Raw genomic sequence first — 24,881 nt, 5'->3', positions numbered from 1 at the left:
GCCGCGCGACCCGTGATCGCAGCTCATCGCTGCCACCGCTCGATGCGTTCGGTCGGAGCCGTCCGCGCAGCGGGCACGAGGCACTCGGATCGAGGTGACGAGATGTATTCGGACTCCAGCCAATGGTCGGTCGGCCGTGCGGAGGACGCGGCGCGCACCTCTTCAACAGGAGGTGCATCGATGCAAGATTCAATCAGGGAGCGCGAGCTCACGTATGAGGACTCTGAAGGCCTGCGCGCAGTCCTCGAACGAATCAGCGGCAGCGAGGGCTCCTCATGGCGGTCCGATCCAGAAGTCGCACAGCTAATGACCTACGTGGCGCGCAGATATGCGGCGCTCGCGCGCAAACATGGACTGGATCCCTGGGAAGCGGCCGGATTCGCGTTCGATGCCATGCGCGGGGCATCCACGCGTCGTGCCGAGGATCCCTGGGCCATCGTCACGCGGGCTGTGCAGGTCACATGCGTCGCCGAGGAGCGGGCACGGGGACTCATGTGCTCCGTCCACCAGGCCCGCCGGCCGCGGTACTCCGTGTTCCATGACGCGGAGCGATTCAGCGACCGCGAGAATGCGCTCGTCGACTATCACCCCGCGTTCCGAGTCGACCCTCCGGACGACGAGTATGACGACCGATCCTCGCTGGTCGAGTCGGCGGTCGAGGACACGATCGCGCTGCTCAACCTTGTCGGTTGGCCGGCCGACACAGCTCGCGCCGGGGTGGAGTACATCTGTGCTCGGCTCGCCGACGCTACCTCTCGCGCATCCGCCTTTGAGCAGCTCCGGCGCGACCACGCTGCTCGAGTGCTTCTCGACCTCCGTCAGACCTCATGGCGGGCAATGCTCCGTGCATTGCTCGGTTGCCCCGATCCCGCTCAAGAGCACACGGCGGCCGGCCGCGGAATCCTTCTGCGTCTCTTGGTGGGGGAGTCACTCGAAGCCCTTCTGCACGACGATCGCCTCCTTACGGACCTCCTCAGAAATCTGCCCTGCCGACGATCATGAAGCAACAAGGCCACGTCGAGCTTGAGAGGTCCGTCGACTCTATCCGCGTCGGATCGAGGCACCGCCTCGACCTCGGCGACATCGACGCCCTCGCCGACTCGATCGACCACCGAGGGTTGCTGCAGCCGATCACCGTCACACCGGAAGGCGTGCTCGTGTGCGGCGCCCGACGACTCGCCGCGTTGCGTCAGCTGGGCGTCCGAACGGTCAATGTCTGGGTACGGGCCGGCATCTCGGATCGACTCACGCAGCTCCTGGCCGAGCAGGATGACAACGCACTCCACAAGCCGCTGTCACCGACCGAAGCCGCCGCGCTCTACCGAGAAAGCAAGGCACTGCTGGTCGAGGATGCCGCGCGGCGCCAGAGCTCGTCTCGCTTCGGAGCCAGCGCCGAAGGCACTGGTCCGAGCGGTGCCGTTACTCTAACGGCACCGGCCAAGAGGAACGATGGAGACACTCGAACCCAGGCCGCACTGCTCGTCACGGGACGCCGCTCGTTCACCACGCTCGAGCGCATCGGTCGATTGCAGGAGATCGCCTCAGACGAGACCGTCACCGTTGAAATCCGTGATCGAGCGAAGGCTGAACTCGCCGCCATCGAAGGCGGGGCCCCGGTCTTGCCGGCCTTCCGCAGAGTGAGCGGGACTCAGGTTCTGGCAGAACTCGACGCGGTGGCGGACTCGACCGATCAGTCGCCCGATACGCGGACGGCCGCCGCCGAGGCTGCGACGCAGATCCGGGAAGGCAACGAGCCATCCTGGGGTGAAGACCCCCGGCAGTTCGCAATCAAGGCGCTCGGCCGCGCCCAGGTCGATCGGCCCGCGATCAGCCTCGCTCGGCGCCCCATACCCGCCGAGCTGAAGCGATTCGTCTTCACGTGGGACGACCTTGCCGACTGGTGGGACACCTACGACCCCTCGGTGATCGCTTCCGGTCTCACCGACGACGAATGGCAGCGGTTCGAGCAGACCCTTGACGGGACGATCGCGTTCGCTGCTCGGGTTCGTGAACTTCGCCGAGACGCATCAACCGTCGAGCGACGCGTCGGCTGAATCGTTCCCGGGTGTGCGCGCGCACCTTTCCCTCGACTCCTTGCGGTACGACTCGACGGGATACCAAATGAACGCTGTGCGCCGCCGCCGAACGATTGTGGCCATGACCATCTCAGTCATCGGCATCTTGGCCCTCCTCGTGGGCGTCGGGGTCTATGGCCTTCCTCGAGGACCGTCCGCAACGCGGAACTCGGCGACGCCAACCAGCTCGGACACCATTGCGCCGGCTACCGCGCGCGTTGCAGAGCCGCGGCCACTTGCGTCCTCCCCAAACTCCGAGTTGTTCGCCCGCACTGTGGCAGCCCGGCTCTTCACCTGGGACACCCGGAGTTCCGCAGGACCCTCTGAATGGGCGCAGGTACTGATCGACGTCGGGGATGACGAGGAAGTTGCGGGGCTGGCATCCGACGTTCGCGCGTATATGCCCTCGCCGGAGCAGTGGGAGCAGATCAGTACGTATGGCACCCGGCAGTGGCTCACGATCGGCTCCGTACGCGTTCCGGATTCTTGGTCAACTGCTGTCGCGCAAGCGACGCAGGGCCAGCTTCCGCCGGGGGCTATCGCGTACACGATCGCGGGCACACGTCATCGCGCCGGCACATGGGCCGACCAGCCGACGGCCACCGAAAGCGCCGTGACATTCACTGTCTTCATGGCGTGTCCGCGTGCCGAGGACTGCCGTCTGCTTCGGCTCTCTCGCCTGGACGAGCCACTCGAGTGATGTGATGGCGAAGCTTTTCGGCATCCTTCTCGTCCTCGTCCTCGCCGCACCCTCCGTGGGACTCGTCACGGTCGCGACTCTCATGAGCCCAGGCATCACCGCCTGCACCGTCTCCAACCTGCTCGTCGGCCCGATCCCTGAGTCGCTGACGACCCAAACCCGAGAAGGCCACACCGTCATCCTCAACAGGCAACAGCTGACGCATGCAGGGGCGATCATCACGGTCGGCGCGCAGACGCCCGGTGTCGGTCGCGCGGGGGTTCTCGTTGCACTGATGGCTGGGCTTACCGAGTCGACACTTCGGATGCTGGCAAACTCGGCGGCCTACCCAGAATCGGTCGCGTATCCCAACGACGGTGATGGCTCGGATCACGACTCGCTCGGCATCTTCCAGATGCGGCCCGCCGCGGGCTGGGGTGGCGTCGAAGACTTGATGGATTCGATGTACCAGGCGCGAGCATTCTTCGGAGGGCCGAGCGGTCCGAACGGCGGGTCGCCACGGGGTCTGCTCGATATTGCAGGATGGCAGTCGCTCGACCCGGGCGTCGCCGCTCAGTCCGTCGAAGTCAGCGCGTACCCGGATCGGTACCAGAACTACCAACCGGTCGCGGAGGCGATTCTGCAAGCACTCACCCGGGCACGATCGACGGCGGGTGGCGGTGACGTCATAGTGCCGGAGACGACCCGGGTGGCTTTTCCTCTCCCTGCCGGCACCTACACCGATACCTCCAGCTATGGCTGGCGCACCGACCCCTTCACCGGCGAACGCACCTTCCATGAGGGCAGCGATCTCGCAGCGCCCGCCGGGACCCCGATCCTCGCGATCGCGGACGGCGTCGTCACCTTCGCCGGCCACAGTGGCGGCTACGGCAATCTGATCACCATCGAGCACACCGTGGGCGGCGAGCCCGTCGCGTCGTACTACGCACACATGTGGGATGACGGCGTCCATGTGAGCGTCGGCAGTACGGTCGCGGCCGGCGAGCACATTGCCGAGGTGGGGTCGTCGGGGCGGTCGACGGGCGCGCATCTGCACCTCGAGATCCACCCGGGCGGGGCCGCCTCCCCGTCGGTGAATGCCGTCGAATGGCTCGCGCAACACGGCGCCGAGGGCCTCGCGGGTGCGGGTGTTGTTTCCGCCGGCTGCATCGCGTCCGGAGGTTGACCATGGACGTGTTCCCCGACTTCGGAGCTGTAGGCGGCGCCGCCCACCTGCGCGAAATCGTCGGCGCGCTACTGATGTTCGTCCTCATCATTTCAGTGCTCATGCTCGTGGTCTGCTCCGTCATATGGGCCCTGGCCGCAAGCAATGGGCACTACCAGACCGCTGCTCGCGCCCGGACGGGCGTCTGGCTCGCATGCGGAACGGCTGCTCTGGCTGGCGCGGGAGTCGCCCTCGTGAACTTCCTGCTCGGCATCGGCGCTGGCCTGTAACACTCTCCCCGCTACGCCAGGCAGCACGGGCGCTCCTCTCTTTCGACACTCATTCCGTCAATCGAGGAGCGCATCGTGATCGACATCACCCCGAACGGCACAGGTCTTCCTGGCATCGAGCAGCTTCGCGTCATCGTCGGCGCCGCGATGACCATCGGCCTTGTACTTGCGGTCCTGGCGCTGATCGTGGCGGCGGTCGTCTGGGGCTTCGGTGCCAACTCGTCCAACCCTCACCTGGCCTCGCGTGGAAAGACCGGCGTGCTCGTCGCCTGCGGTGCCGCGATCGTCTGCGGCGCTGCGGTCACGCTCGTCAACTTCTTCTGGGCCGTCGGACAGACGGTCTGAGCTCGTCCGCGGTCGAGGGGCGTCCGATGAGCAGCGTCTGCGATGTACCAGTGATCGCCACCGTTTGCACGGCGGTGGGCGACGGCACGGCCTCGCTCATCGCCGCGCCGTTCGACTGGCTCGCCTATGCGATGGGGTCGGCGGCCGCCTGGCTGTTCGGAGCAGTCTGGAGCGCGTTCGACAGTACGACCTTCGTCGACATCAGTGCTCCGGGGTATGTGGCCGTGTTTAACGTGTTGTTCGGAGTAGCCGTGTTTGTCACGCTCATCTTCTTCTGCCTGCAGCTGATCACGGGACTTGTGCGACGCGACCCCAGTGCTCTCTCGCGCGCAGGTCTCGGACTGGCCAAAGCGATCCTGGGATCGTTCGTCGTCATCTCCGTGACCGGCCTGCTTCTCGAGATCACCGATCAACTCGCCGTCGGCATCGTGCAAGCGACCGGCAACACGATGGCCGGCATCGGCGACCGGATCGCACTCCTGGTCGGCGGGCTCGCAGCCATCAACATCGCGACGCCAGGCGTCGGCGCGATCGTCACGATCTTCCTGGCGGGCCTGGCGATCAGCGCCGCCGCGATCGTGTGGTTCTCTCTCTTGATCCGGAAGGCGCTTCTGCTGGTCGCGATCGTCTTCGGTCCGATCGCGCTCGCTGGCGCCGCCTGGGACACGACGAAGGGGTGGTTCGGGAAGTGGGCCGCGTTTGTCCTCGCGCTGATCCTGTCCAAGCTCGTCCTGGTCGTCATCTTCCTGGTGGCCGTCGCCCAGGTGTCTGCCCCGATCGATGCGGACGTGGCGTCGATCAGCGACCCCATCGCCGGAATCGTGCTGATGTTCATCGCTGCGTTCGCTCCGTACATCACTTACAAGTTCCTCAGCTTCGTCGGCTTCGACATGTACCACGCGATGGCCAGCGAGCAGGAAGCGAAGTCCTCACTCAACCGACCCGTCCCTGTTCCCAGCGCGCCCATGGCCGACAATGCGACGAAGATTTTGGGCGCTGCCGGGAAAGGCGGTGCCTCCGCTACCGGCGGTGCCTCCGCTACCGGCGGTGGCGCAGCATCCAGCGCCGCCCCTGCCGCGGGCGGGGCAACGACGGCGGGCGCGGTCGGCTCCGGCATCGTCGCCGGCGCGGTTGTGGTTCACGGGGCAGCGACTGCCGGGCCGAAAGTGGGCGGCGCGGTCGCACGGTCGGCGGATGCCCCGATCGACGGCGCCGGTGCGGCTGCTCCCCCGCCGACCAATCGTGCGGTCGGGAATCTGCATGACGCGCCCGCAGTCGGTGCCGCGCCCCCGCACGCGTCATCGGCACCCCGCCCACCCGGGCGATTGCCAGAGAGACAAGGAGGGCCGAGGCCATGACTCGACCGAATTCGGACTCAGGCTTCGAGTTGGGCCCGGTTCAGTTTTCCCGCCTCGCCCGCCGCGACATCCTTTTGGGCCTCTCCCTTCCGCAGCTCATCGCCGTCTCGATCGCTCTTGTGACGGTCGTTGTGTCGCTGTACACCTCCGGCGCGACTGCAGTCATGTGGACCGCACCGCTCTGGGGGTCGGCACTTCTCGTCGCGACCGTGGGCGTCGAGGGCCGAAAGATCGTCGAGTGGACGCCCATCCTCTACCGGTGGGCGCACCGCGTGTTCTTCGGGCAGCTCAGCTACCGCAAACGGGTCGAGCGTCCACGCCCGGTCGGGACACTCGCCCTCCCCGGGGACGCGGCATCCCTCCGTGAATGGCTCGACGCCGAGTCAGGCGCGGTGATGATCCACGACCCGCATCTGCAGACGCTCACGGCGGTGCTCGCGGTATCTCACCCGGCCTTCGTGCTGCTCGATCCGGCCGAGCAGCATCGCCGAGTGGCGGGGTGGGGTCGCGTGCTCGCGGGATGCTGTCGATCCGGCCGCATCTCACGGCTGCAGGTATCCGAGCGGACGCTGCTCGACGCGGGTACGGGGCTGGACGACTGGTGGCATCACCACGGCATTGATGACGATAGTTGGGCTGCCGCGACCTATCGCGAGTTGATCGAGCGCGCGGGGCCTGCCGGTGAACGGCACGCGACAACCGTCAGCATCGCGCTGGACATGGCGGCGGCGGCGCGGCAGATCCGTGCGAGCGGTGGGGGCATGCGCGGCGCGGGAAGCGTCCTCCGGCAGGAGATGACCGCGCTCACCGCAGCGCTTCGAGCCGCTGACCTTGCCGTCGGGGACTGGCTCGGGCCGAGCGACCTCGCCGTCATCCTGAGGTCGGCGTACGATCCGGCGGCGAGTCTCGATCTGGAGCGGCATCCCTCCACCGGTCGCGCTCTTTCGGATGCCGGGCCGCTGGCCGTGGCGGAGAGCTGGGAGGGACTTCGCACCGACACGGCGCACCACACCGTGTTGTGGATCAGCGAATGGCCCCGCTCGCAGGTCTTCCCGGGCTTCATCTCTCCTCTCGTGCTCTCGAACGGCGTCCTCCGCACGTTCGCGCTGCACTACATTCCGGTGCGCTCCGATCACGCGGCGCGCGACATCCGTCGTAAGAAGACGGAGCTGATCAGCGACGCGCACCAGCGGCGACGCATTGGACAGATCGAGGATGCCGCGGCCACCGCCGAGTTCGACGACGTGCTGCAGCAAGAAGCCGACCTTACCGCCGGTCACGGCGTGCTGCGCGCCATCGGTCTCGTCTGCATCTCGGCCGCGACGCACGCGGAGCTGGATGTCGCTGTCGCCTCGGTCGAACAAGCCGCAATCCAAGCGTCGTGCGAGACACGGAGGCTCGTCGGCCAGCAGGCGCAGGCCTTCACCGCCGCCGCGCTCCCGCTCTGCCGACCGGCGTGACGCGTTCGGCTGAACGAGTGGATAGGAGAAGGTCATGGAACGCAACGAAGACACCCACCGCGTCGCCGCGCACGCCTCGAGCGGGATGCGCGACCTCGCGCACTCGACGATCGTGATCGACGACCCCGCCGATCTGTACCCGCTGATCGGCGAGATCCTCAGCGCGGTCCGATCGCTCACCCAGATCACCGACCAGCTCGCACGCGCACACATGCACTACCGAGGGCGTGCTCGCACGGATGACGGAGACGCGACACTGGGCGCGCGAACCTCAGACAGTGCAGCATGGGCTCTCACCCGTGCGCGCGAGCTGCTCGACGCCGCCGAGGGAGCCATCGACCAGGCATCACAGAACGCAGGACAAGTCATGTGGATGCCGGCACGCAGCACTGAGCGCTGGGTGAGCGTCGTCTTTCTGCAGGGCGCGGCCGCAGACCAGATGCTCGGGCTCATCGACCAGCACGGTGCTGTGTCCGCGATCAGCCATCTTGTGCAGTGGGATCGCGGGGACGAGACCACCGAGGCCGCGCTCATCAACGGCTACGTCTATGAGGGGATCCCGACGTGTCCGACGGATGTGGTCGCCGAAGACCACGAGATGGGATACGCGCTGAAGTACAACGGGACGTTGGGTTACGTCAGCTTGCTGCGCCGCGATCAGCGGGATGCCGTCGAGCACCGCCCGGTCGAGTCGGTTCAGACCCCGGTGGCATCGAGCACGTCGTGGTTCGTTCCGGCGTGGTTCGCGTCACCGCGGCCCGGTCTGAAGGACCACGTGCGGAGCGTGTCATTGTGACGGGCGACGAGCAACTTCACGCGACGACGCTGATCAATCCGCGCGAGGAGCATCGCCGGGACCGTCGCGGTCGCGAACGCGTGGTCGCCCGGCTCCAGACCGATGCGCGCAGGGCGGGTGCGCGCGAGGCGAAGAATCAGTGGGCCGCCGAGCGGGCCGAGGCGCGAGCATCCGCGTACCTGCCCGCCTCCGGCGAGCCCGGTCGCGCCGCCTTGCGTACGCCCGGTCGGCTGCGCCTGCCCAAGCATCAGGACACCTCGGCCACGCTGGCGGGGCACTACCCGTTCCTCGCCGAAGCGGGCCTGGGCTCGGCCGGGGTCTTCATCGGACAAGACCTCTACTCCGGAGGCTCGTTCGTCTACGACCCGTGGGTGCTCTACCAGCGTGGGCTGATCACCGCCCCGAATGTGGTTCTCGCCGGGATCGTGGGATCGGGCAAGTCCTCGCTCGCCAAGTCGCTCTACACTCGCTCGCTTCCGTTCGGTCGACGAGTGTATGTCCCCGGCGACCCCAAGGGTGAGCACACCGCGGTCGCTGAAGCTGTCGGCGGCCGAGCGATCATCCTCGGCCACGGGCTCCGCAACCGTCTGAACCCGCTCGATGAAGGACTCCGGGCATCCTCGCTGTCCGACGCGGAGTGGGCCGCGCAGATCGCGGCGCGTCGGCGAGACCTGATCGGCGCTCTTGCTGAGACGGTGCTCGAGCGTTCGCTCACGCCACTGGAGCACACCGCGATCGACCTTGCCCTCACCGACGTCGTACGCAGTGCGGATGTGCCGATCCTGCCCATGGTCGTCGAGCGGATCCTTTCCCCCGCCCCCACCGCGGGACGTGACGACCGCTTGGCCGAGGACGGCCGGCTCGTGGGGCACGCCCTCCGGCGCCTCGTGGCGGGCGACCTAGCCGGCCTCTTCGACGGGCCGTCCACCGTACGATTCGATCCGTCCCTGCCGATGGTGTCGCTCGATCTGTCGCGGGTGGCCGAGAACTCCACCCTCATCTCAGTTCTGATGACCTGCTCGTCAGCATGGATGGAGTCGGCACTGGCCGACCCCGCCGGCGGGCAGCGCTGGGTGATCTACGACGAAGCGTGGCGGCTCATGGCTTACCCCTCGCTCTTGCGGCGCATGGATGCCCAATGGCGGCTCGCCCGTCATTACGGGATCGCGAACATGCTCATCTTTCACAAGCTCTCCGACCTCGACAACGTCGGCGACTCCGGTTCAGCGATGCGCGCCCTCGCCTCATCGCTCCTGGCCAACGCCGAGACGCGCATCGTGTATCGGCAGGAACCCGATCAGCTCGGCGCAACCGGGGCTGCACTCGGTCTGACCCGCACCGAGATGAACCTTCTCCCGGCCCTCGGCACCGGTCAGGGCCTCTGGCGGGTGAAGGACCGCAGCTTCGTCGTGCAGCACCAGATGCATCCGGACGAACTCGCCGTCTTCGACACCACCGCGCGCATGACGGCATAGCCGCGGGTGCGACCCACGCACCTGTTCAACACAAAGGAGGCATTCCATGGCCGACTCGTTCTCCGAAGACCGACTCGCCCGCATCACCCTGGCCGCGACTTCCGAACCCGGCGACGCCGTGACCGGCGCTCTCATCGCCAGAGTGGGGGCCGTCGAAACCCTCGCGCTCGTGAGCGCCAGCGGGCCGCTGCCGGGGTCGATCGACCCCGCGGAAGCGGGCCTATGGCGGCGCCGGCTCGCACCCCGCCTCGACCCCGGGCACGGGGACCGCATCCGGGAGGACATGGATCGTCGCGGGCTCACCGTGCTCACCGTCGAGGACGTCAACTGGCCCGCGGAACTGCAGCAGCTCGGCACCCATTCACCCATCGCGCTCTGGCTGAGCGGCCGGCCGAGCAGGCTCGAAGGCGCGACCACCAACCGGATCGCACTCATCGGAGCGCGCGCCGCCACCAACTACGGAGAGCACATTGCCACCGAGCTCGCCGCTGACCTCGCCTCCCAAGGGCGGGTCATCATCTCGGGTGGCGCGTACGGCATCGACGGCGCCGCCCACAAAGCAGCGATGGCAGCGCATCCGGGCGCCACCGTCGCGGTCCTCGCGACAGGACTTGACCGGCTGTACCCAGTCGGCAACCAACCCCTGTTCGACCGGATCAAGGAGTCCGGCGGTCTGCTCGTCAGCGAGCTGCCCCCGGGATCTGCACCCACCCGCTGGAGATTTCTGCAGCGCAACCGACTTCTCGCCGCCCTCGCCGGCGCCACCGTAGTGGTCGAAGCCGGGTATCGATCCGGCTCGCTCAACGTGGCAGGGCAAGCACACTCGCTGGGAAGACCGATCGGCGCCGTACCCGGACCCGTGACGAGCGCCGCGAGCGCCGGTTGCCACCGGCTCCTGCAGGAAGGGATCGCGACTATCGTCACCGACGCGCGAGACGCGACCGACCTTCTCGACTCCACGAACACGACGAGCCCGGATCGCTTCCTCGACTTCTCCTCATCTCCGGGTCGCCCGCGGCGCCTCGAACCCGACATCAGCCTCTGATGGAGCACTCGCGTTCGGTGACGAGATGAGCACTTCGAAGCCCATCACCTCGCACGGCGACGAGCTGACAAACCTGGGTCTGGGGCTCCTCCTCGCGGGCGCGGGCCTTGCGGTGATGCTCCGCGTCGCAGGTTCTGTGGCGGCGTGGATGACCGGCATCCCCCAACCCGCCGCCGGCATCGGTGCCGGCCTCGCTGTGGTTCTCTACGCATCCGATCCCGCGGCTGCGCTGCACGCCCCGGGACTCAATCCCGTGGCGTACTGGGGCTGCGTGGCGATGCTGATCCTCGTGGCCGGAAGCGGGATCGTGCTCGGCTGGCGACTCCTGCATCGGACCCATCGACGGTCGACCGCCGACCCGTACCGGATCCCTGGAATCGCGGGAAGTCACGACGTCGCGAAAGCGGCCTCCAAGTCCGCGCTGATGAAACGCGCAGCGCACTTGCGACCGTCGCTGACGAACGCGAAGCCCACGGACGTCGGCTACCTGATCGGACACTCCCGCTCCTCCGCGGTCTGGGCGAGTGTCGAGGACTCGATCCTCGTCATCGGCCCACCACGGTCGGGCAAGGGCGCGCACATCGTGATCAACGCGATCCTCGACGCTCCCGGAGCCGTGGTGACGACATCCACCCGCCCCGACAACCTCACCGTAACGCTGCGGGCTCGCGCGCGGATCGGCCCCATCGCCGTCTTCGACCCACAGCAGCTCGCCGATGGAGTGCCGGCCGGCCTGCGCTGGTCACCGATCCGGGGCTGCGAGAACCCCTTGACCGCGATGATCCGTGCGGCTGGCCTCGCGTCAGGTACCGGGATGGCGGCCGGCGGTGTGGAGTCGGGCGGATTCTGGGAAGCGAAGACCCGCACCGCGTTGCAATCGCTCCTGCACGCGGCCGCCCTCGCCGACCGACAGCCCAGCGAACTCTTCCGTTGGACGCTCGACCCCGCCGTCGCAGCGGAAGCCGTGGCGATCCTCGTGAACGAGCCCCGGGCGGCGACCGGCTGGTCCGACTCGCTGCAGGCCATGCTGGAGTCGGATCCCCGCACCCGCGATTCCATCTGGCAGGGAGTGTCTCTGGCGCTGGGAGCCTTGGCCGACCCGCGGGTCCTCGCCGCTGTTTCCCCCGCCGATGGCGAGTCCTTCGACCCGGAGACCTTCCTCCGCAGCAACGGAACGCTCTACCTCCTCGCAACGGGCGCCGGCGCAAACAACTCCGCCGCCCTCGTCGCGGCCTTCGTGGAGGATGTCGTGGAGTCCGCCCGACGGATCGCGGCGCGAAATCCCGGCGCTCGCCTCGACCCCCCACTGCTGCTCGCGCTCGACGAGATCGGAAACCTCGCCCCGCTACCGTCGTTACCCACCCTGATGGCGGACGGTGGCGGCACCGGGATCACGACGATGCCGGTCCTGCAGTCGCTCACCCAGGCCCGCTCGAAATGGAGCGACAACGCCGCCGGCGCGATCTGGGATGCCTCGATCGTCAAGATCATCCTCGGCGGCGCGTCCAACTCCCGCGACCTCCAAGACCTCGCCACCCTCATCGGCGACCGGGACGAGATCACCGATTCCACCACGGTCGGTGATCGCGGCTCCCGATCCTCGCAACGCTCAATTCGACGCGTCGCCATCATGCCCCCCGACGTGATCAGGACCCTGCCGTTCGGCACCGGCCTCGTCATGTTGCGCGCGGCGCCGCCCATCGTCACCCGGCTTCGAACCTGGACCTCACGCCCTGACGCGAAGGCACTCCTCGCCGCCCGGGCCGTGCTCGAGGCGAGACTGCAGGTGCCGCCCGCCCCAATCATCGACATTCCTCTCGTTGAGTCTGAGGAAGTGGAGTAGACGTCATCGACAGGTCGGTGACGACGTGCCCCAGTGGCGCTGTTCACGTGACCAGGGTCACGGCATTAGTCCATACCCAGCAGCGCATCTGCTTCTCAACAACGGTGAACTGGATGCCGCACGCCAACTCGTTCCACGTGACGACCTCCGCAGCCACCAGGATCGCGTGCGGCCCGAACCGCACCCACGCCCTGCACTTCTTCGGTCGCGGATCGCGCGTCACCGGCAAGCTGTCCCGTTGCAGCTCCTTGTCGGTCAGGGTCTGCAGTGGATTCGCGGCCGCGATCTGCTTCAGTCTGCGTTCATCCATGAGCCAGCCTGCGAGATCCGGCTAGCGCTTGTTCGTGCCCACGATCCGGACTTCCCTTCATCCGGCCTCGCAAACGACTCTAGATGTGCTCGAAGCTTTGTTCTACTCTTGGTAGTCATGGACGATATTGCAGTAGAACACGAAGTGACTCTATGGATGATCGACGACATCCCCACGCGAATGTTCTACGCCCGCCGACGGTGGCGCCTCACCGACACCCCAACGCGGCTGCGCGACTCGATCTGGAGCTCGCCTACCGCCCCAGGGCGGGGGCTCTACGGCTGGCGATTTCAAGCCACCGATGAGGCCGGCGAGTCATTCGTCTTCGGCCTCTACAAGGCCGCGAGCGATTGGCACGTTCACCGCGCCTACCTCTGACGGGCGGCGTATCCGGCTCTTGGCCGGGGGGCACTTAGCTTCTGGGGATGCCTGGCTCACCTCTTACATGAAGTGGATCCACCGCTTCACGTAACGCGAGAGGTCAGTCCCATGGCTCTTCACACTCAGCAGTCCATCTCGGGCTTCATCGCCACCGATCCGCAGCGGACCACCACGGAGAACGGCGACGCGCGTCTGTACGTGCGGATCGGGCAGCCCCATTTCCGGCGCAACGATGACGGATCATTCACGGAACTCGAGCCGAGCTTCCACGACATGGTCGCTTACCGCGCCACCGCGGAACGCGCACTCGCCAGATTCGCGAAGGGCGACAGCTTCATAGCCGAGGGCTACACCCGGACATTCCGGGTCGAACGCGACGGCCAAGTCGTCGAGGCCGAAGAGTTCGTCGCAAAGAAGCTCGGCCACGACCTCGCTCGCACCAACTACGACGTCGACCGCGGCCGACGGGCGGGAGCCCCCGCGAGAGAGTCAATCGATCACGGCGCACCCGCCAACGAACCCATGCGGGAAAGCCGCGTCGTCCGCGCCCTCGGATTCTGAGGATCACGATGTCGCCTCACGCAGCTAGTCCCAGTCCCGAGGGGCCTCCGGCGCGCTTCGGCTCTACGGACGCGGATGAGGACGACGGACCGACGGCCGACCCACCCCACCCGGTGAACTGGAACCTGCTGAACGCCGAGGAAGCAGAGACGGCGTGGATCGCACTCAATCGATGGGTGAACTGGCTTCGTCGCACATACGGCCTCCCGGCATCCGTCATCCCACCCCTCTGGCACCGCCACCCTGAGCTCGTCTGGGAACTATCCGCGCTGCACCTGCACTGGCTCTGCGCCTACGACCCCGACCAGCACGGATCCGCACCTATCGGGTGGCTCCGCGACTTCACCGACGCACGCGAACGACTCCACGACTGGGTCACCAACTGCGGAACACGTCTCGACCGCGACCGCGCCACCCGGCAAGCCTCTTGGCCAGGAGAGTCTCCAGCCGAGACCGTCGAGGACGTCGTCATCACGAACCGCGACGAAGACTTCATCACCTTCGTGGTTGGCGACCTGGAGAAGCGACGCGCGGCGGAGCGGGCGTTTTATGCGGCGATGCCTGAAGGCGGAGGGTGAAAGAGTCCGGCGGCCGGCCGTCCCCGTCCGTCGCCGCCGCGCCTGCACTGGCCGACCAATGGAGCACCGAGGCGGACGAGCAGCACAAGAGCTCGCGCGACGGAACACGGAGTAAAAGATGTCGGAGTGCCTCATCGTCGCCTTGACAGAGCCGCTGCCCCAGTGGAATGCGATGCGCGCTAAACGCCCACCAGCAGGAGACCAAGGTCCACCTCCCACAGCGGGCTGGAGGACGTCGGTGAGCGTTGCCTGTGACGAAGTACCGCGCGCGACGCTTGCGGTCCGCGCACACTATGTCTTGGGCCCGCTAGAGCTTTTGCGCGGGATCAGTCGCAAGGCGCTCAAAGTAGTTCGGCCGCTGCCGGCCCAGCTTCACTTTCCCATGGGCCGCAGCTATGTCAGTGTCGGGTAGTTGAGGACCGACCCGTGCTAAACCGCTCAAGCGCTGGCCCTAAGGCGCTCACCCAAGCGCGATACCCGGCCCCGTTGAGATGCAAGCTGTCGAAGCTGTAGGTGGGCCGGATGGACGGGCCCTCGCTGAGGAGAGGCCACAGGTCGACGAAGTCGACGTGTGGCCTGGTCTCAGCCAACCTTCTGTAGCGTGCATTGAGGTCAAGGATCTCGGATGCGAACTTCGACGATCGCGGCATCACGCTTTGCAGGAGCACGGGAGTGCCCGGGCACGCACCTTCTATTTCGTCGAGGATGCGGCGCACGGTGTTGGCGATGTTCGAGCAGGAGAGACCTAAGGAAAGGTCGTTGGTTCCGATCAGGAGCACGACGGCCGAGGGTTGATTGAGCCCACTGGCGACACGGCTCAACAGTTGGCTGGCTGTCTCGCCGCTGACGCCGCGATTCACCACCGGCAGGGCGGGAAGGAGTTCTTGCCATTCGCCACCCTCTGTGATGCTGTCGCCGAAGAGTACGACGCTGCTCGGAGGAGGCAGAAGGGCGCTGAGCTGGTCACGCCGGCTCTGTTGGGGCTTCGCCAGTAACGGTGTCACCAGGCGCCTGGCCATGAACCCTGAGATTGCCACTTCAACAGCGGAACGCCTTTGACGTTGTTTAGATTTGGTCTGCATTCGCCTGACTCACAGTGCTCGGAAACATATTGATGGCGAGGAAGGAATCCCGTTAGGGGGCGCTGGGGCGAGGGGCCATTCCTGCCGCTGTGTAGAGGTGGTCGATCGCAGTGAGCTGAGCGACCGCTTCACGTGGGCCGGTCAGCGGCCTGACCCCACCTCGAACTGCGTCTCTGAACGCCTCCAACTGGAAGATGTAGCTGGGGCGACGATCCGCGCGTTCGCCGCGTCTTCCCCGGGATGTGTGCAGCGATATTCGCGCTCCATACTGAGGGGCGTACGGTGCTGTAACCCGCAGCCGGCCAGCATCCCCTCGGATCTCGAGGGATGAGGTCAGGAGTCGGCGGGGCGACATGATGGCGGTGATGATCTCGCCACGAACGCCGTCGGCAAAGCCGAGGTGGGCATCGAGGCGGCGGTCGACGTCGTGTGAGGCCCACGCTCGAGCGTCGAGTATCTCCGTGGGTTCACCGAAAAGATCGCGGAGTTGGCGTAGGGGGTAGTAGCCGACGTCGAGAAGGCCGCCGCCGCCGAGCTCGGCGTTCCACTGGATTGCCTTCCTGGACAGAAGCGGTATGCAGAAGACCGCCCGCGCCGAGATGACCCTTCCCAACTCTCCGGAAGCCAGAATCTGCCGCAGCTGGGCCTGAAGGGGGTGGTAGGCGGAGTGGTAGGCCTCCATGACGACGACGTCGGACGCGTCACCTGCCACAGCCACTCTTTCGGCAGCCTCTGCATTGCTGGTGAACGGCTTCTCGCAGAGCACATGCTTGCCGGCGTCGATAGCAGCGACCATCCACCGGGCGTGCAGCGCCGCCGGGAGAGCGATGTAGACCGCGTCGACCTGTGGGTCCGACAGGAGGTGATCGTAATCATCGAAAACGCGCTCGATAGAGTGCTTCTGCGCAAATGACTGTCCGCGGAGCGGGTCTCGTGCAGCCACCGCGGTGATCTGCACGCCGTCGATAGCGGCAGCGGGAGTGATCAGCGCGCTCGGTGCGATCTTGGCGGCACCAAGCACGCCGACCCGGAGGGCAGGGGATGAAGTCGGCACGTCCTCAGGTCGCAGACTGTGCTGTCTTGAACAGCTTGATGGTCGTAACTGCGGCGTCAGGGTCACCGGAGTAGGCCGCTGCCTCAATCACGGCCTCCGGCGCCGACCAGGTGAACCGGCCTTCGCTCCAGCGCTGCAACGGGCGGAGAGAGGCGGGCACCTCGACGACCGCGGATTCGCCCGGTTCCAGTTGAACCAGCGTAAATCCCAACAGCACTCGCGCCGGGAAGTCCGAGGCATTGGTCGATCCGTACAACTGGACGACGTGGCGCCCCGCCCGCGTCCCGGTATTGCCTACTCGGACTGACGCTGTCAGTGACTCGTCACCATGAGAGGCGATACGAATGTCTTCGATCGAGAACGTCGTGTAGGACAGCCCGTATCCGAGGGGGTAGGCCGCGGCGTGCCCGTCGCGATCGAGCAGGCGCTGACCGTACCAGCGGTCGTAGACGATGCTGGTGGCGTCGCGGTCGAAGTACGGCAGATGCTCTTCGGTGGTCGGGATGGAGTACGGCAGTCGGCCGCTGGCATCTACGCGTCCAGTGAGGACGTCGGCCAGTGCGAGGCCACCCTCCACGCCGCTGTACCACCCGATGAGGATAGCCGGCACGTCGTGACGCCACGTTTCGGTGATCACAGCGCCGGCGGTGACGATGACCACGACTGTGCGCGGGTTCGCTGCCACAGTGGCAGCGATGATTTCCTCGTCGACCGGGCGCAGTCGCAGGCTGGCGCGGTCTCCGCCTTCCGCCGCTCCCATCGCGCCGGCGGCTCCGGTCATGTCCGCAGGGTTGATCCCTTCCGGGAAGGGCGGGAAGAGAGCAAGCACTGCCGGGTCGGACATGGCGTCCCCGCCCACGTACTCCCCTTCGTCCTCCGCGGTGTACCCGACCACGACGACCGCGATGTCCGCATCTCGGGCCGCGGCCGCCGCGGCTCCGGGGTCATCCTGGAGGACGGCGCGCACGGCGGCGTTCGGGAGGACGCGGCGGAGGCCCTCTAGCGCCGTGATGACTTCCGGGGATCGCACAGCGGATGACCCCTGGTCGCCGGTGTTGGGCAGGTCGGCGAGGCGGCCGATCAAGGCGATGGACGCGACCGCCTGCGGGTCCAGGGGCAGCACGGACGCCTCGCCCACGGCGTCGTTCTTAAGCAGCACCATGGACGCCGCAGCGACCTCGCGCGCCAGCGATCGGTGCTCCGCAGAGAACACGACCTCTGCCGAGGGTTCCTGCTCACGGTCGGAGGCGTAGTGAGCAAGCTGCGTGCGTACGATGCGCCGGCCAGCCCGATCAACGTGCTCCCACGTCACTCGACCTGTCTGCAGGTCCGTGGGAAGGTGTGTCGCGCGCTGCTGACGCATCGGCGCTTCCACGTCCAGACCCGCCCGCAGGGACAATCCCGCGTCGCGCAGGCCGGACACGAAGTCGGAGAGGGTCACACCCTCGAAGCCCCACTGCTTTCGGAGGATCTCCTCGAGGAGGACCTCGTTCTGCCCCGCCCATTCGCCGTTCACCGAGTTGTACGACGTCATGATTCCATCGACGCCCTCTTCCACGACTCGTCGGAAGTGGGGCAGGAAGACCTCGTGAAGGGTGGCTTCGTCCGCCTGGACGTCGACTTTGAAGCGCGCGTTCTCCATGGAGTTCAGCGCGTAGTGTTTGGCGACCGCCATGGCGTTACGGTGAACACCCCGGACCAGTGCCGCGCCGAACTCCCCGAGCACGTACGGGTCTTCGCTGTACGTCTCCTGCGCGCGCCCCCATGCGGGATGCCGCGGGAGATTGATGCAGACCCCGCCGAAGAAGTTGCCCCCCTGTGCTCGCAGCTCCCGGCCGATGGCCACCCCTACGCGTTCTTCCAGGTCGACGTCCCATGTGGCGCCGCGCGCCATGGAGACGGGGAAGGCGGTGGAGGCGCCCATCACCACGCCGCGCGGTCCGTCGCTGAAGCGAAGACCGGGGATGCCGAGTCGTGGGATCTCGCCCATCACGATCGGGCGCAAGTTATAACCGACGCTCATCTCGGCGATGCCAGCCCAGAACTCGACATCGCCGTCCAACAGCCAGAGTTTTTCGTCGGGCGTCAACTGGGCCAGGAGAAGCTCCGTCTGTTCCGCGATCTCGGCTCCTGCGCGCAGCCGTGCAACGGCATCGTCGAAGGCGGTGGGCTGAGCGGTCGGCATCGTCAAGAAATCCTCGGGGTTGTCAGAAGTGGGCTGGTGTTCGTCGGGCAGGCACCGCGGGGGTCATCGGACGCCCTTGACGCGCATGACGGCCAGCGCGGACAGGGCGACGAGCACGAACCCGACCGGCCAGACCGGGCCGTAGGCGCCTGCGAAGATGGCGACCACCGCTCCGGCGATGATGGGGCCGAGCGCATTTCCGAGGTTCTGCCCAAGGGCGGACAACCCGAGGTCTCGGCCCGCGGCCTCCTTGTCGGGCAGCACATCGATGAACAGTGCCTGATCGACCACGACGAACACGCCGTACCCGATGCCGGTCACGATCACCTGGATGAACAGTGCCGTCAGCGTGGGCCAGAAGAAGGGGACCAGGAAGCTGACAGCCATGATCAGGGACGCCGCGATGACGAAGGGCTTGCGCCGGCGGATCTTGTCGCTCCAGCGGCCGCTGACAGCCATGGCGATGAGCGTGCCCGGCAGAGCGGCGAACAGCAGGAGCGGCGCGGTCTGAGCCGCTTCCGTGGCGGAGAGCGCAGGGCTGATGTAGCTCTGCAGCATGTACAGCGAATACACCGAGCTGATGCCGTATCCGAGGTACAGGATCACCTTCGAGATCCATGCCCAGCGGTAGTCGCGATCCTTCAGTGCGATGCCGTAGGACTTCACGACTGTCCCGAATCGCAGCTTCTTGGTGACCATGCCGCGGGACGAGTTGTCTCGAGCGAAGAGCACGAAAGCGAGCGTGGACAGCAGCAGCACGATCGCGATCGGGTAGTACGCGCCCAAGCCGATGATCGCGAACAGCGATCCAGCGATGATCGAGCCCACGATGGCACCGAAGTAGGACGCCAGTCCGGTGATCGCCGAGACGCCACCGATTCGCTCCTCTGGAACCCGATCGGCCACCGTCGCCGTCAACGGACCCTGCGCTACCCCGACCGCGACCTGGAGCAGCGACCACACCACAACGACGACGGCGATGGACGGCGAGACCGGCAGGAAGCAGATCAGCGCGGCGCCGGCGATACCACCAGCCGCGACCCACGGCGCACGACGCCCGAACCGTGAACGGGTCCGGTCCGAGAGCATCCCGATGATCGGGGACAGCAGCATGGCCAGCAACACGCCGGCCGAAGTCACGATGGACAGGCTGGTGGCGCGAGCGGCATTGAATGCGGAGAGAAGGCCCAGCAGCCGGGTCTGATCCGCAGTGGCCGTCGCCGTCCCGGCATCGACCTGAGCCTGCAGCGTGGTGAGCGCCTGCAGGTCGACGCCGGCGTCCGCCCCGGTGAAGAAGTTCGCGAACTCAATCGTCTGAACATGCAGCGGAATGAGGATCGCCAGCAACGACCCCCAGAGCAGTGCGATACCCATCATCGCGATCGAGTAGAACGTCACGTACCGGCGCAGCGCCGGCGTCTTGGACTGGTACTGCACCGCGTTCGAAACCGTCTTCGGAGCGGTCTCAGCTGAGGCGTCGGTCATGATTCTTCTTCCTTGAAGTAGGCGTCACCCGGTCTCGAGGGTTGTTTTTCCCGGGTAGGGAAAATATAGGCGCCTGCCCCCGGCGGCGTCAAGCACTACTCCTGAAAGCGGTCACCGCCCTCATCTGGCCACGGTTCCGCTTGACGTACAGCGGTCGCACTTGTACGGTTTTTCCCGGTACGGGAAAAACAATTCCTGGACCACGTCACCATCGGCAAGGGCGATCATTCGAGCTCGATCCTTGAGCGACGGACGGCACCCAAATCTGACGAGTAAGGAAGCTCAGTGGAACGCACACGGTTCAACGATGGTTGGGCGGTCCGCCCGTCAACGAGTCCGTTCCTGGAGGTTCTAGGCCAAGCGGAGGCCCCGACCCCGGTCAGCCTGCCTCATGATGCGCTTGTGTCGCGGCCACGGTCGGCCGACAACGTCCCCGGTGCCTTGACGGGCTTCTACGGCGACGGCGTTGTCGAGTATGTGAAGACTTTCGACGTGCCGGAAGGCTGGGAGGGTCGACGGATCGAGCTGCAGTTCGACGGCGTCTACCGAGGAGCGATGGTCTTCGTCAATGACGCGCTCGTGGGGCAACGCCCCTATGGGTACATTCCCTTCTCCGTGCGCATCGATCAGCATCTGAAGAAGGGTGCCAACGAGATTCGCGTCGAGTGTCGAAGCCACTCTGATGCCCGCTGGTACACCGGCCTGGGGATCTATCGAGACGTCTGGCTGCTGGTTGGCGAGACGGTGCACGTCGCGCGTAATGGCGTGCGGGTGCGGACGGTGAGCGCGGACCCTGACACGGCTGTTGTCGCGATCGAGACGACGCTTGACAACGATGATCGAGTATTGCGCTCTGCACTCGTGACCACTGAGCTTGTTGATTCCGACGGCACGGTCGTCGCCGCGGACAGCGCCACGTTCGGTGTCCGCCCCGGCGACTCTCCCACGCTCCGCCAGCGCTTCACGGTCGAAGCGCCGAGGCTGTGGAGTCCCTCGGCTCCGCACCTTCACACCTGTCGTACGACGGTGAAGGTCGGCGGCGACATCGTCGAAGTCCACGAGACACGATTCGGCATCCGAGTGCTCGACTGGGACGTACGCCGGGGCCTTCGCATAAACGGTGACCCTGTCAAGCTCCGGGGCGGCTGCATCCATCACGACAACGGTGTGATCGGTGCAGCCACCATCGCGCGGGCGGAGGAGCGACGAGTGGAGATTCTCAAAGCTGCCGGCTACAACGCCATCCGTTCCGCCCACAACCCCATCAGCGAAGCCATGCTCGACGCGTGTGATCGACTCGGGATGCTCGTGATGGACGAATTCACCGACGGGTGGACGTCGACCACCGCCGGATTCGGTTACGGTCACGACCTCACCGAATGGTGGCGGCGAGATCTGCCCGAAATGCTCGCGCGCGACTACAACCACCCCAGCGTGATCATGTACTCCATCGGCAACGAGGTCGCCGACACGGGCAACGACTGGGGGGCCACTCTCGGACGCGACATGGTCGATGTCATCAAATCCATCGACGACACCCGCCCCATCACGAACGGCGTCAACCCGATGATGACCTCCCTGCACGACATCAAAGCCGAGATGGGACGAGAAGGCGGCGTCAACTCACTGATGCGGGACCTCGGCGATCTCCTCGGCAACGTCGTCACGTCCGACATGGCGACTGAACGCCTCGAGGATGCGATGTCCCAACTGGACATTGCGGGGTACAACTACGCCTCCGCTCGATACGAACTGGACATCCAGCGCCACCCGCACCGTCTCCTGGTCGGCACCGAAGCAACCCCGAACCAGCTCGACAAGATCTGGCCGCTCGTGGAGCGCCTACCCCAGGTCATCGGGGACTTCGCCTGGACAGCGTGGGAGTACATCGGCGAAGCCGGGCTCGGCGCCGACAAGCCCGCCCACGAAGCATTCTTCGGGAACTACCCGTGGCGACTCTCCATGACAGGAGACATCGGCATCACCGGCCAACGTCGAACGATCTCGTACTGGCGGGAGATTGTCTGGGGGCTCCGCACGACCCCTCATCTCGCCGTGCACCGTCCAGACGTGTCGCGCGAGAACCTCCAGCCCTCGCTCTACACCTGGAGCGACAGCACGGAGAGCTGGACGTGGTCCGGTTTTGAGGAAGCACCCATGACTGTCGATGTCTACTCCGACGCCGACGAAGTCGAACTGCTCTTGAACGGCAGCGTCGTGGGACGGGCTCCGGCCGGCCCAGACCACCGCTGGATGGCCACGTTCCAGGTGCCGTACCAGCCGGGGGAGCTCACTGCCACCGCGATCCGCGGCGGAGCACGATCTGAGACGAGCTCACTCACGACGGGTTCCGCCGACATCGCGGTCACCGCTGTGGCCGACCGGAAATCGATTCGCGCCGACAGCACCGATCTGGCGTACATCGACATCGCAATCTCGGACAGCAGCGGCATTGTGCACGTCCTCCGAGATGACATCATCACGGTCCACGTTGAGGGAAGTGGCGTCCTTCAAGGCCTCGGCACCGCAGCGCCCGCCACCGAGGACGATTACACCGCCAGCGTCACCCGGGCCTACCTCGGCCGCGCGCTGGCCGTGGTTCGACCCACAGGACCGGGCGAGATCCGCGTCGTCGTCGAGACCTCCACCGGCCTTCGCGCTGAAACGGTAGTCACCGCCCAGTAACGGACCGCTCTCGCGCGCAAAGTCGCGCCATGATGCCGGTCGGCGCCGCTTCGCCCAACGCAACCGATTCACTTGATGCCCTGAGGAGAATTTTGACTCTTACATCGAAGAACACCCTGCAGGAGTGGCTGGACGACGCCGTCGGCGGTCCACTCATCCACGCGATCCTCGCCCAGGCCGGCCAGTCCGAGGAAGCGCTGCGCCCGGCACGCCAGCTGCCCCTTCGGGCGATTGTCGAGCTGGGCGGCGGCGCCTTCCCGCAAGAACTTGTCGACACCTTCGTGAAGCAGGCGAACGGTGGTGAAGTCCCGCTCGAGGAGACGGAGGACGCGACTTCACGTATTCCGGGACGTTTCCGCGGTAAGACCGTCATCGTGACAGGCGCCGGATCGGGCATTGGACGCGCCACGGCCCGCCGTATTGTGCGCGAGGGCGGCCGCGTCGTCGCGGTCGACATCTCACCGACGGGCGTCGACGCCCTCGCCGCCGCGTCCCCGCAAGGAACGATTGTCCCCGTCACGGCCGACATCACCTCACCCGATGGCATCGCGTCGATCGTGACCGCAGCCGGGGCCGCGGTCGATGGTTTGGCGAATGTCGCTGGAATCATGGACGGCATGATCCCGCTTCATGAGACGCAGGACCAGGTGTGGCGTCGCGTGTTCGCGGTGAATGTGGACGCAACGTTTGCGCTCAGTCGAGCGGTGCTCCCGGGGATGCTCCAAGCTGGACGCGGGGCGATTGTCAACGTGGCCTCGGAGGCGTCGCTGCGCGGAAACGCAGCCGGCACCGCCTACACCGCCTCCAAGCACGCGGTCGTGGGCATCACGAAAAGCTCGGCCTTCCTCTACGGTCCGTCGGGGATTCGCACCAACGCGGTCGCTCCGGGGCCGACGGCAACCGCGATCGAGGGCAGCATGACCAGCGCGTTTGCGCAGGATCGGCTCAGTCCCTTCATGGCGCTCATGCCGCCAGTGGCCGAAGCGGACCGCATGGCAGCATCGATCACCTGGCTGCTCAGCGACGACTCCGCGAACGTCAACGGCGTCGTCCTGGCCTCTGACGGCGGCTGGTCCGTGCAATGACACCACACTCGCCGTCAGCGTCCCCTTCCGCTCCTGGGCGAGGCCCGGGAGTCAGCCACTCCCCTGACGGCGAAGCCGATGCGCCAGCACGCTGAGATCGAGTGCTGGCTGACCGACATGGACGGTGTCCTGGTCCACGAGAACCAGGCGCTACCCGGCGCGGCCGAACTCCTCAAGCAATGGGCACACGAACACAAGCCCTTCCTCGTCCTGACGAATAACTCGATCTACACACCCCGAGACCTCAGCGCCCGACTTCGCTCATCCGGACTGATCGTGCCGGAGGAATGCATCTGGACCTCCGCACTGGCGACCGCCGACTTCTGCGCCGCGCAAGTACCAGGAGGATCCGCGTTCGTCATCGGAGAAGCAGGCATCACCACCGCCCTTCACGAAGTCGGCTTCATCATGACCGAAACCAACCCCGACTACGTCGTCATCGGCGAAACCCGCAACTACTCGTTTGAAGCCATCACCAAAGCCATCCGGCTCATCGGCGCGGGCGCGCGCTTCATCGCCACGAACCCTGACGCGACCGGACCATCCGCAGATGGCCCCCTGCCCGCCACGGGCTCGATCGCCGCCCTCATCACGAAGGCGACAGGCCGCGAACCCTACGTGGTCGGGAAACCAAACCCGATGATGTTCCGCTCCGCGATGAACCGCATCGGGGCGCACTCCGAGTCCACAGCAATGATCGGCGACCGCATGGACACAGACATAGTCGCGGGCATTGAAGCGGGGCTCCAAACCATCCTCGTGCTCACCGGCATCAGCGACCAGACCGAGATCGGGCGTTACCCTTTCCGACCCGACGAAATCGTCTCGGGAGTCAGTGAGCTGCTGCACCGGTGAGCGGACGCGGATCCTTGTGGTCGTTAGACGCCCTCGCAGAGGGTCGGCGCCACACGAGCCCCAGCTAGTCGACAGCGCGTGCCGCAACG

The 24,881-nt window shown here is 66.3% G+C and carries 22 protein-coding genes; 17 read left to right on the top strand and 5 right to left on the bottom strand.

All coding sequences use genetic code 11. The annotated features are described in order from the left end of the window. The first annotated feature begins 180 nt into the window (after positions 1–180). From RWQ91_RS14735 to RWQ91_RS14685, 11 genes are all read left to right on the top strand, one after another. Positions 181–1,002, top strand: coding sequence for a hypothetical protein (locus RWQ91_RS14735; RefSeq protein ID WP_314507486.1), 822 nt, complete (start codon positions 181–183; stop codon positions 1,000–1,002). Beyond that, the gene (locus tag RWQ91_RS14730) at positions 999–2,054 is read left to right on the top strand and encodes a ParB/RepB/Spo0J family partition protein (RefSeq protein WP_314507742.1); all 1,056 of its coding nucleotides are present in this window, start codon (positions 999–1,001) and stop codon (positions 2,052–2,054) included. The genes RWQ91_RS14735 and RWQ91_RS14730 overlap by 4 nt, the downstream gene beginning before the upstream one ends. 803 nt (positions 2,055–2,857) lie before the next feature. After that, positions 2,858–3,940, top strand: a complete 1,083-nt coding sequence (locus RWQ91_RS14725; protein WP_314507484.1) for a M23 family metallopeptidase — start codon at positions 2,858–2,860, stop codon at positions 3,938–3,940. Between the two features lie 2 nt (positions 3,941–3,942). Next, complete coding sequence (locus tag RWQ91_RS14720; protein WP_314507482.1) at positions 3,943–4,209, top strand: DUF6112 family protein; 267 nt, start codon at positions 3,943–3,945, stop codon at positions 4,207–4,209. Positions 4,210–4,284: 75 nt separating this feature from the next. Further along, a complete protein-coding gene (locus RWQ91_RS14715) occupies positions 4,285–4,554 on the top strand; it encodes a DUF6112 family protein (protein ID WP_314507479.1) in 270 nt (89 codons plus the stop codon). Between the two features lie 26 nt (positions 4,555–4,580). After that, complete coding sequence (locus RWQ91_RS14710; protein WP_314507477.1) at positions 4,581–5,912, top strand: conjugal transfer protein TrbL; 1,332 nt, start codon at positions 4,581–4,583, stop codon at positions 5,910–5,912. After that, entirely contained in the window at positions 5,909–7,372 is a 1,464-nt protein-coding gene (locus RWQ91_RS14705) for an SCO6880 family protein (protein ID WP_314507476.1), read from the top strand. Before RWQ91_RS14710 ends, RWQ91_RS14705 begins: the two co-directional genes overlap by 4 nt. Positions 7,373–7,406: 34 nt before the next feature. After that, positions 7,407–8,168, top strand: a complete 762-nt coding sequence (locus RWQ91_RS14700) for a hypothetical protein (protein ID WP_314507473.1) — start codon at positions 7,407–7,409, stop codon at positions 8,166–8,168. Beyond that, on the top strand, positions 8,165–9,643 hold the full coding sequence (locus RWQ91_RS14695) for an ATP-binding protein (RefSeq protein WP_314507472.1): 1,479 nt from the start codon (positions 8,165–8,167) through the stop codon (positions 9,641–9,643). The genes RWQ91_RS14700 and RWQ91_RS14695 overlap by 4 nt, the downstream gene beginning before the upstream one ends. A 46-nt stretch (positions 9,644–9,689) precedes the next feature. Then, on the top strand, positions 9,690–10,688 hold the full coding sequence (gene dprA / locus RWQ91_RS14690) for a DNA-processing protein DprA (protein WP_314507470.1): 999 nt from the start codon (positions 9,690–9,692) through the stop codon (positions 10,686–10,688). A 25-nt stretch (positions 10,689–10,713) separates the two neighbouring features. Further along, the gene (locus RWQ91_RS14685; protein WP_314507469.1) at positions 10,714–12,531 is read left to right on the top strand and encodes a TraM recognition domain-containing protein; all 1,818 of its coding nucleotides are present in this window, start codon (positions 10,714–10,716) and stop codon (positions 12,529–12,531) included. Positions 12,532–12,574: 43 nt separating this feature from the next. Here the strand turns inward: RWQ91_RS14685 and RWQ91_RS14680 are convergent, their stop codons facing one another. Then, positions 12,575–12,841: a hypothetical protein gene (locus RWQ91_RS14680; RefSeq protein ID WP_314507466.1), complete on the bottom strand. Its 267-nt coding sequence runs from the start codon at positions 12,839–12,841 to the stop codon at positions 12,575–12,577. 117 nt (positions 12,842–12,958) lie between these two features. Between RWQ91_RS14680 and RWQ91_RS14675 the strand changes: the two genes are divergently transcribed. The 3 genes from RWQ91_RS14675 (at position 12,959) to RWQ91_RS14665 (ending at position 14,361) form a co-directional block, all read left to right on the top strand. Then, positions 12,959–13,219 carry a hypothetical protein gene (locus RWQ91_RS14675; RefSeq protein ID WP_314507463.1) on the top strand — a complete coding sequence of 87 codons (261 nt, stop codon included), beginning with the start codon at positions 12,959–12,961 and terminating at the stop codon, positions 13,217–13,219. A 111-nt stretch (positions 13,220–13,330) separates the two neighbouring features. Beyond that, on the top strand, positions 13,331–13,783 hold the full coding sequence (locus RWQ91_RS14670; protein WP_314507462.1) for a single-stranded DNA-binding protein: 453 nt from the start codon (positions 13,331–13,333) through the stop codon (positions 13,781–13,783). Positions 13,784–13,791: 8 nt separating this feature from the next. After that, positions 13,792–14,361, top strand: a complete 570-nt coding sequence (locus tag RWQ91_RS14665) for a hypothetical protein (RefSeq protein WP_314507460.1) — start codon at positions 13,792–13,794, stop codon at positions 14,359–14,361. Between the two features lie 398 nt (positions 14,362–14,759). Here RWQ91_RS14665 and RWQ91_RS14660 read toward each other — a convergent pair whose 3' ends face one another. From RWQ91_RS14660 to RWQ91_RS14645, 4 genes are all read right to left on the bottom strand, one after another. Then, positions 14,760–15,398, bottom strand: a complete 639-nt coding sequence (locus tag RWQ91_RS14660; RefSeq protein WP_314507457.1) for a GDSL-type esterase/lipase family protein — start codon at positions 15,396–15,398, stop codon at positions 14,760–14,762. A gap of 97 nt (positions 15,399–15,495) precedes the next feature. Next, positions 15,496–16,497, bottom strand: a complete 1,002-nt coding sequence (locus RWQ91_RS14655) for a Gfo/Idh/MocA family oxidoreductase (RefSeq protein ID WP_314507454.1) — start codon at positions 16,495–16,497, stop codon at positions 15,496–15,498. Positions 16,498–16,501: 4 nt separating this feature from the next. Then, positions 16,502–18,682, bottom strand: a complete 2,181-nt coding sequence (locus RWQ91_RS14650; protein WP_314507451.1) for a glycoside hydrolase family 3 C-terminal domain-containing protein — start codon at positions 18,680–18,682, stop codon at positions 16,502–16,504. Positions 18,683–18,745: 63 nt separating this feature from the next. After that, positions 18,746–20,167: an MFS transporter gene (locus tag RWQ91_RS14645; protein ID WP_314507449.1), complete on the bottom strand. Its 1,422-nt coding sequence runs from the start codon at positions 20,165–20,167 to the stop codon at positions 18,746–18,748. 402 nt (positions 20,168–20,569) lie between these two features. Here RWQ91_RS14645 and RWQ91_RS14640 point away from each other — a divergent pair, with 402 nt between their 5' ends. The 3 genes from RWQ91_RS14640 (at position 20,570) to RWQ91_RS14630 (ending at position 24,792) form a co-directional block, all read left to right on the top strand. Further along, positions 20,570–22,852: a glycoside hydrolase family 2 TIM barrel-domain containing protein gene (locus RWQ91_RS14640; RefSeq protein ID WP_314507447.1), complete on the top strand. Its 2,283-nt coding sequence runs from the start codon at positions 20,570–20,572 to the stop codon at positions 22,850–22,852. A 29-nt stretch (positions 22,853–22,881) separates the two neighbouring features. After that, a complete protein-coding gene (locus RWQ91_RS14635; RefSeq protein WP_314507446.1) occupies positions 22,882–23,937 on the top strand; it encodes an SDR family NAD(P)-dependent oxidoreductase in 1,056 nt (351 codons plus the stop codon). Between the two features lie 78 nt (positions 23,938–24,015). Beyond that, positions 24,016–24,792, top strand: a complete 777-nt coding sequence (locus RWQ91_RS14630; RefSeq protein WP_314507444.1) for an HAD-IIA family hydrolase — start codon at positions 24,016–24,018, stop codon at positions 24,790–24,792. Positions 24,793–24,881: the final 89 nt, after the last annotated feature.

Origin of the sequence: uncultured Microbacterium sp. (genome assembly GCF_963524805.1) — a bacterium.
In the GTDB taxonomy this organism is placed as follows: Bacteria; Actinomycetota; Actinomycetes; order Actinomycetales; family Microbacteriaceae; genus Microbacterium.
Note: the sequence above shows the minus strand (reverse complement) of the source record. Positions and strands in the feature narration are given on the sequence as shown.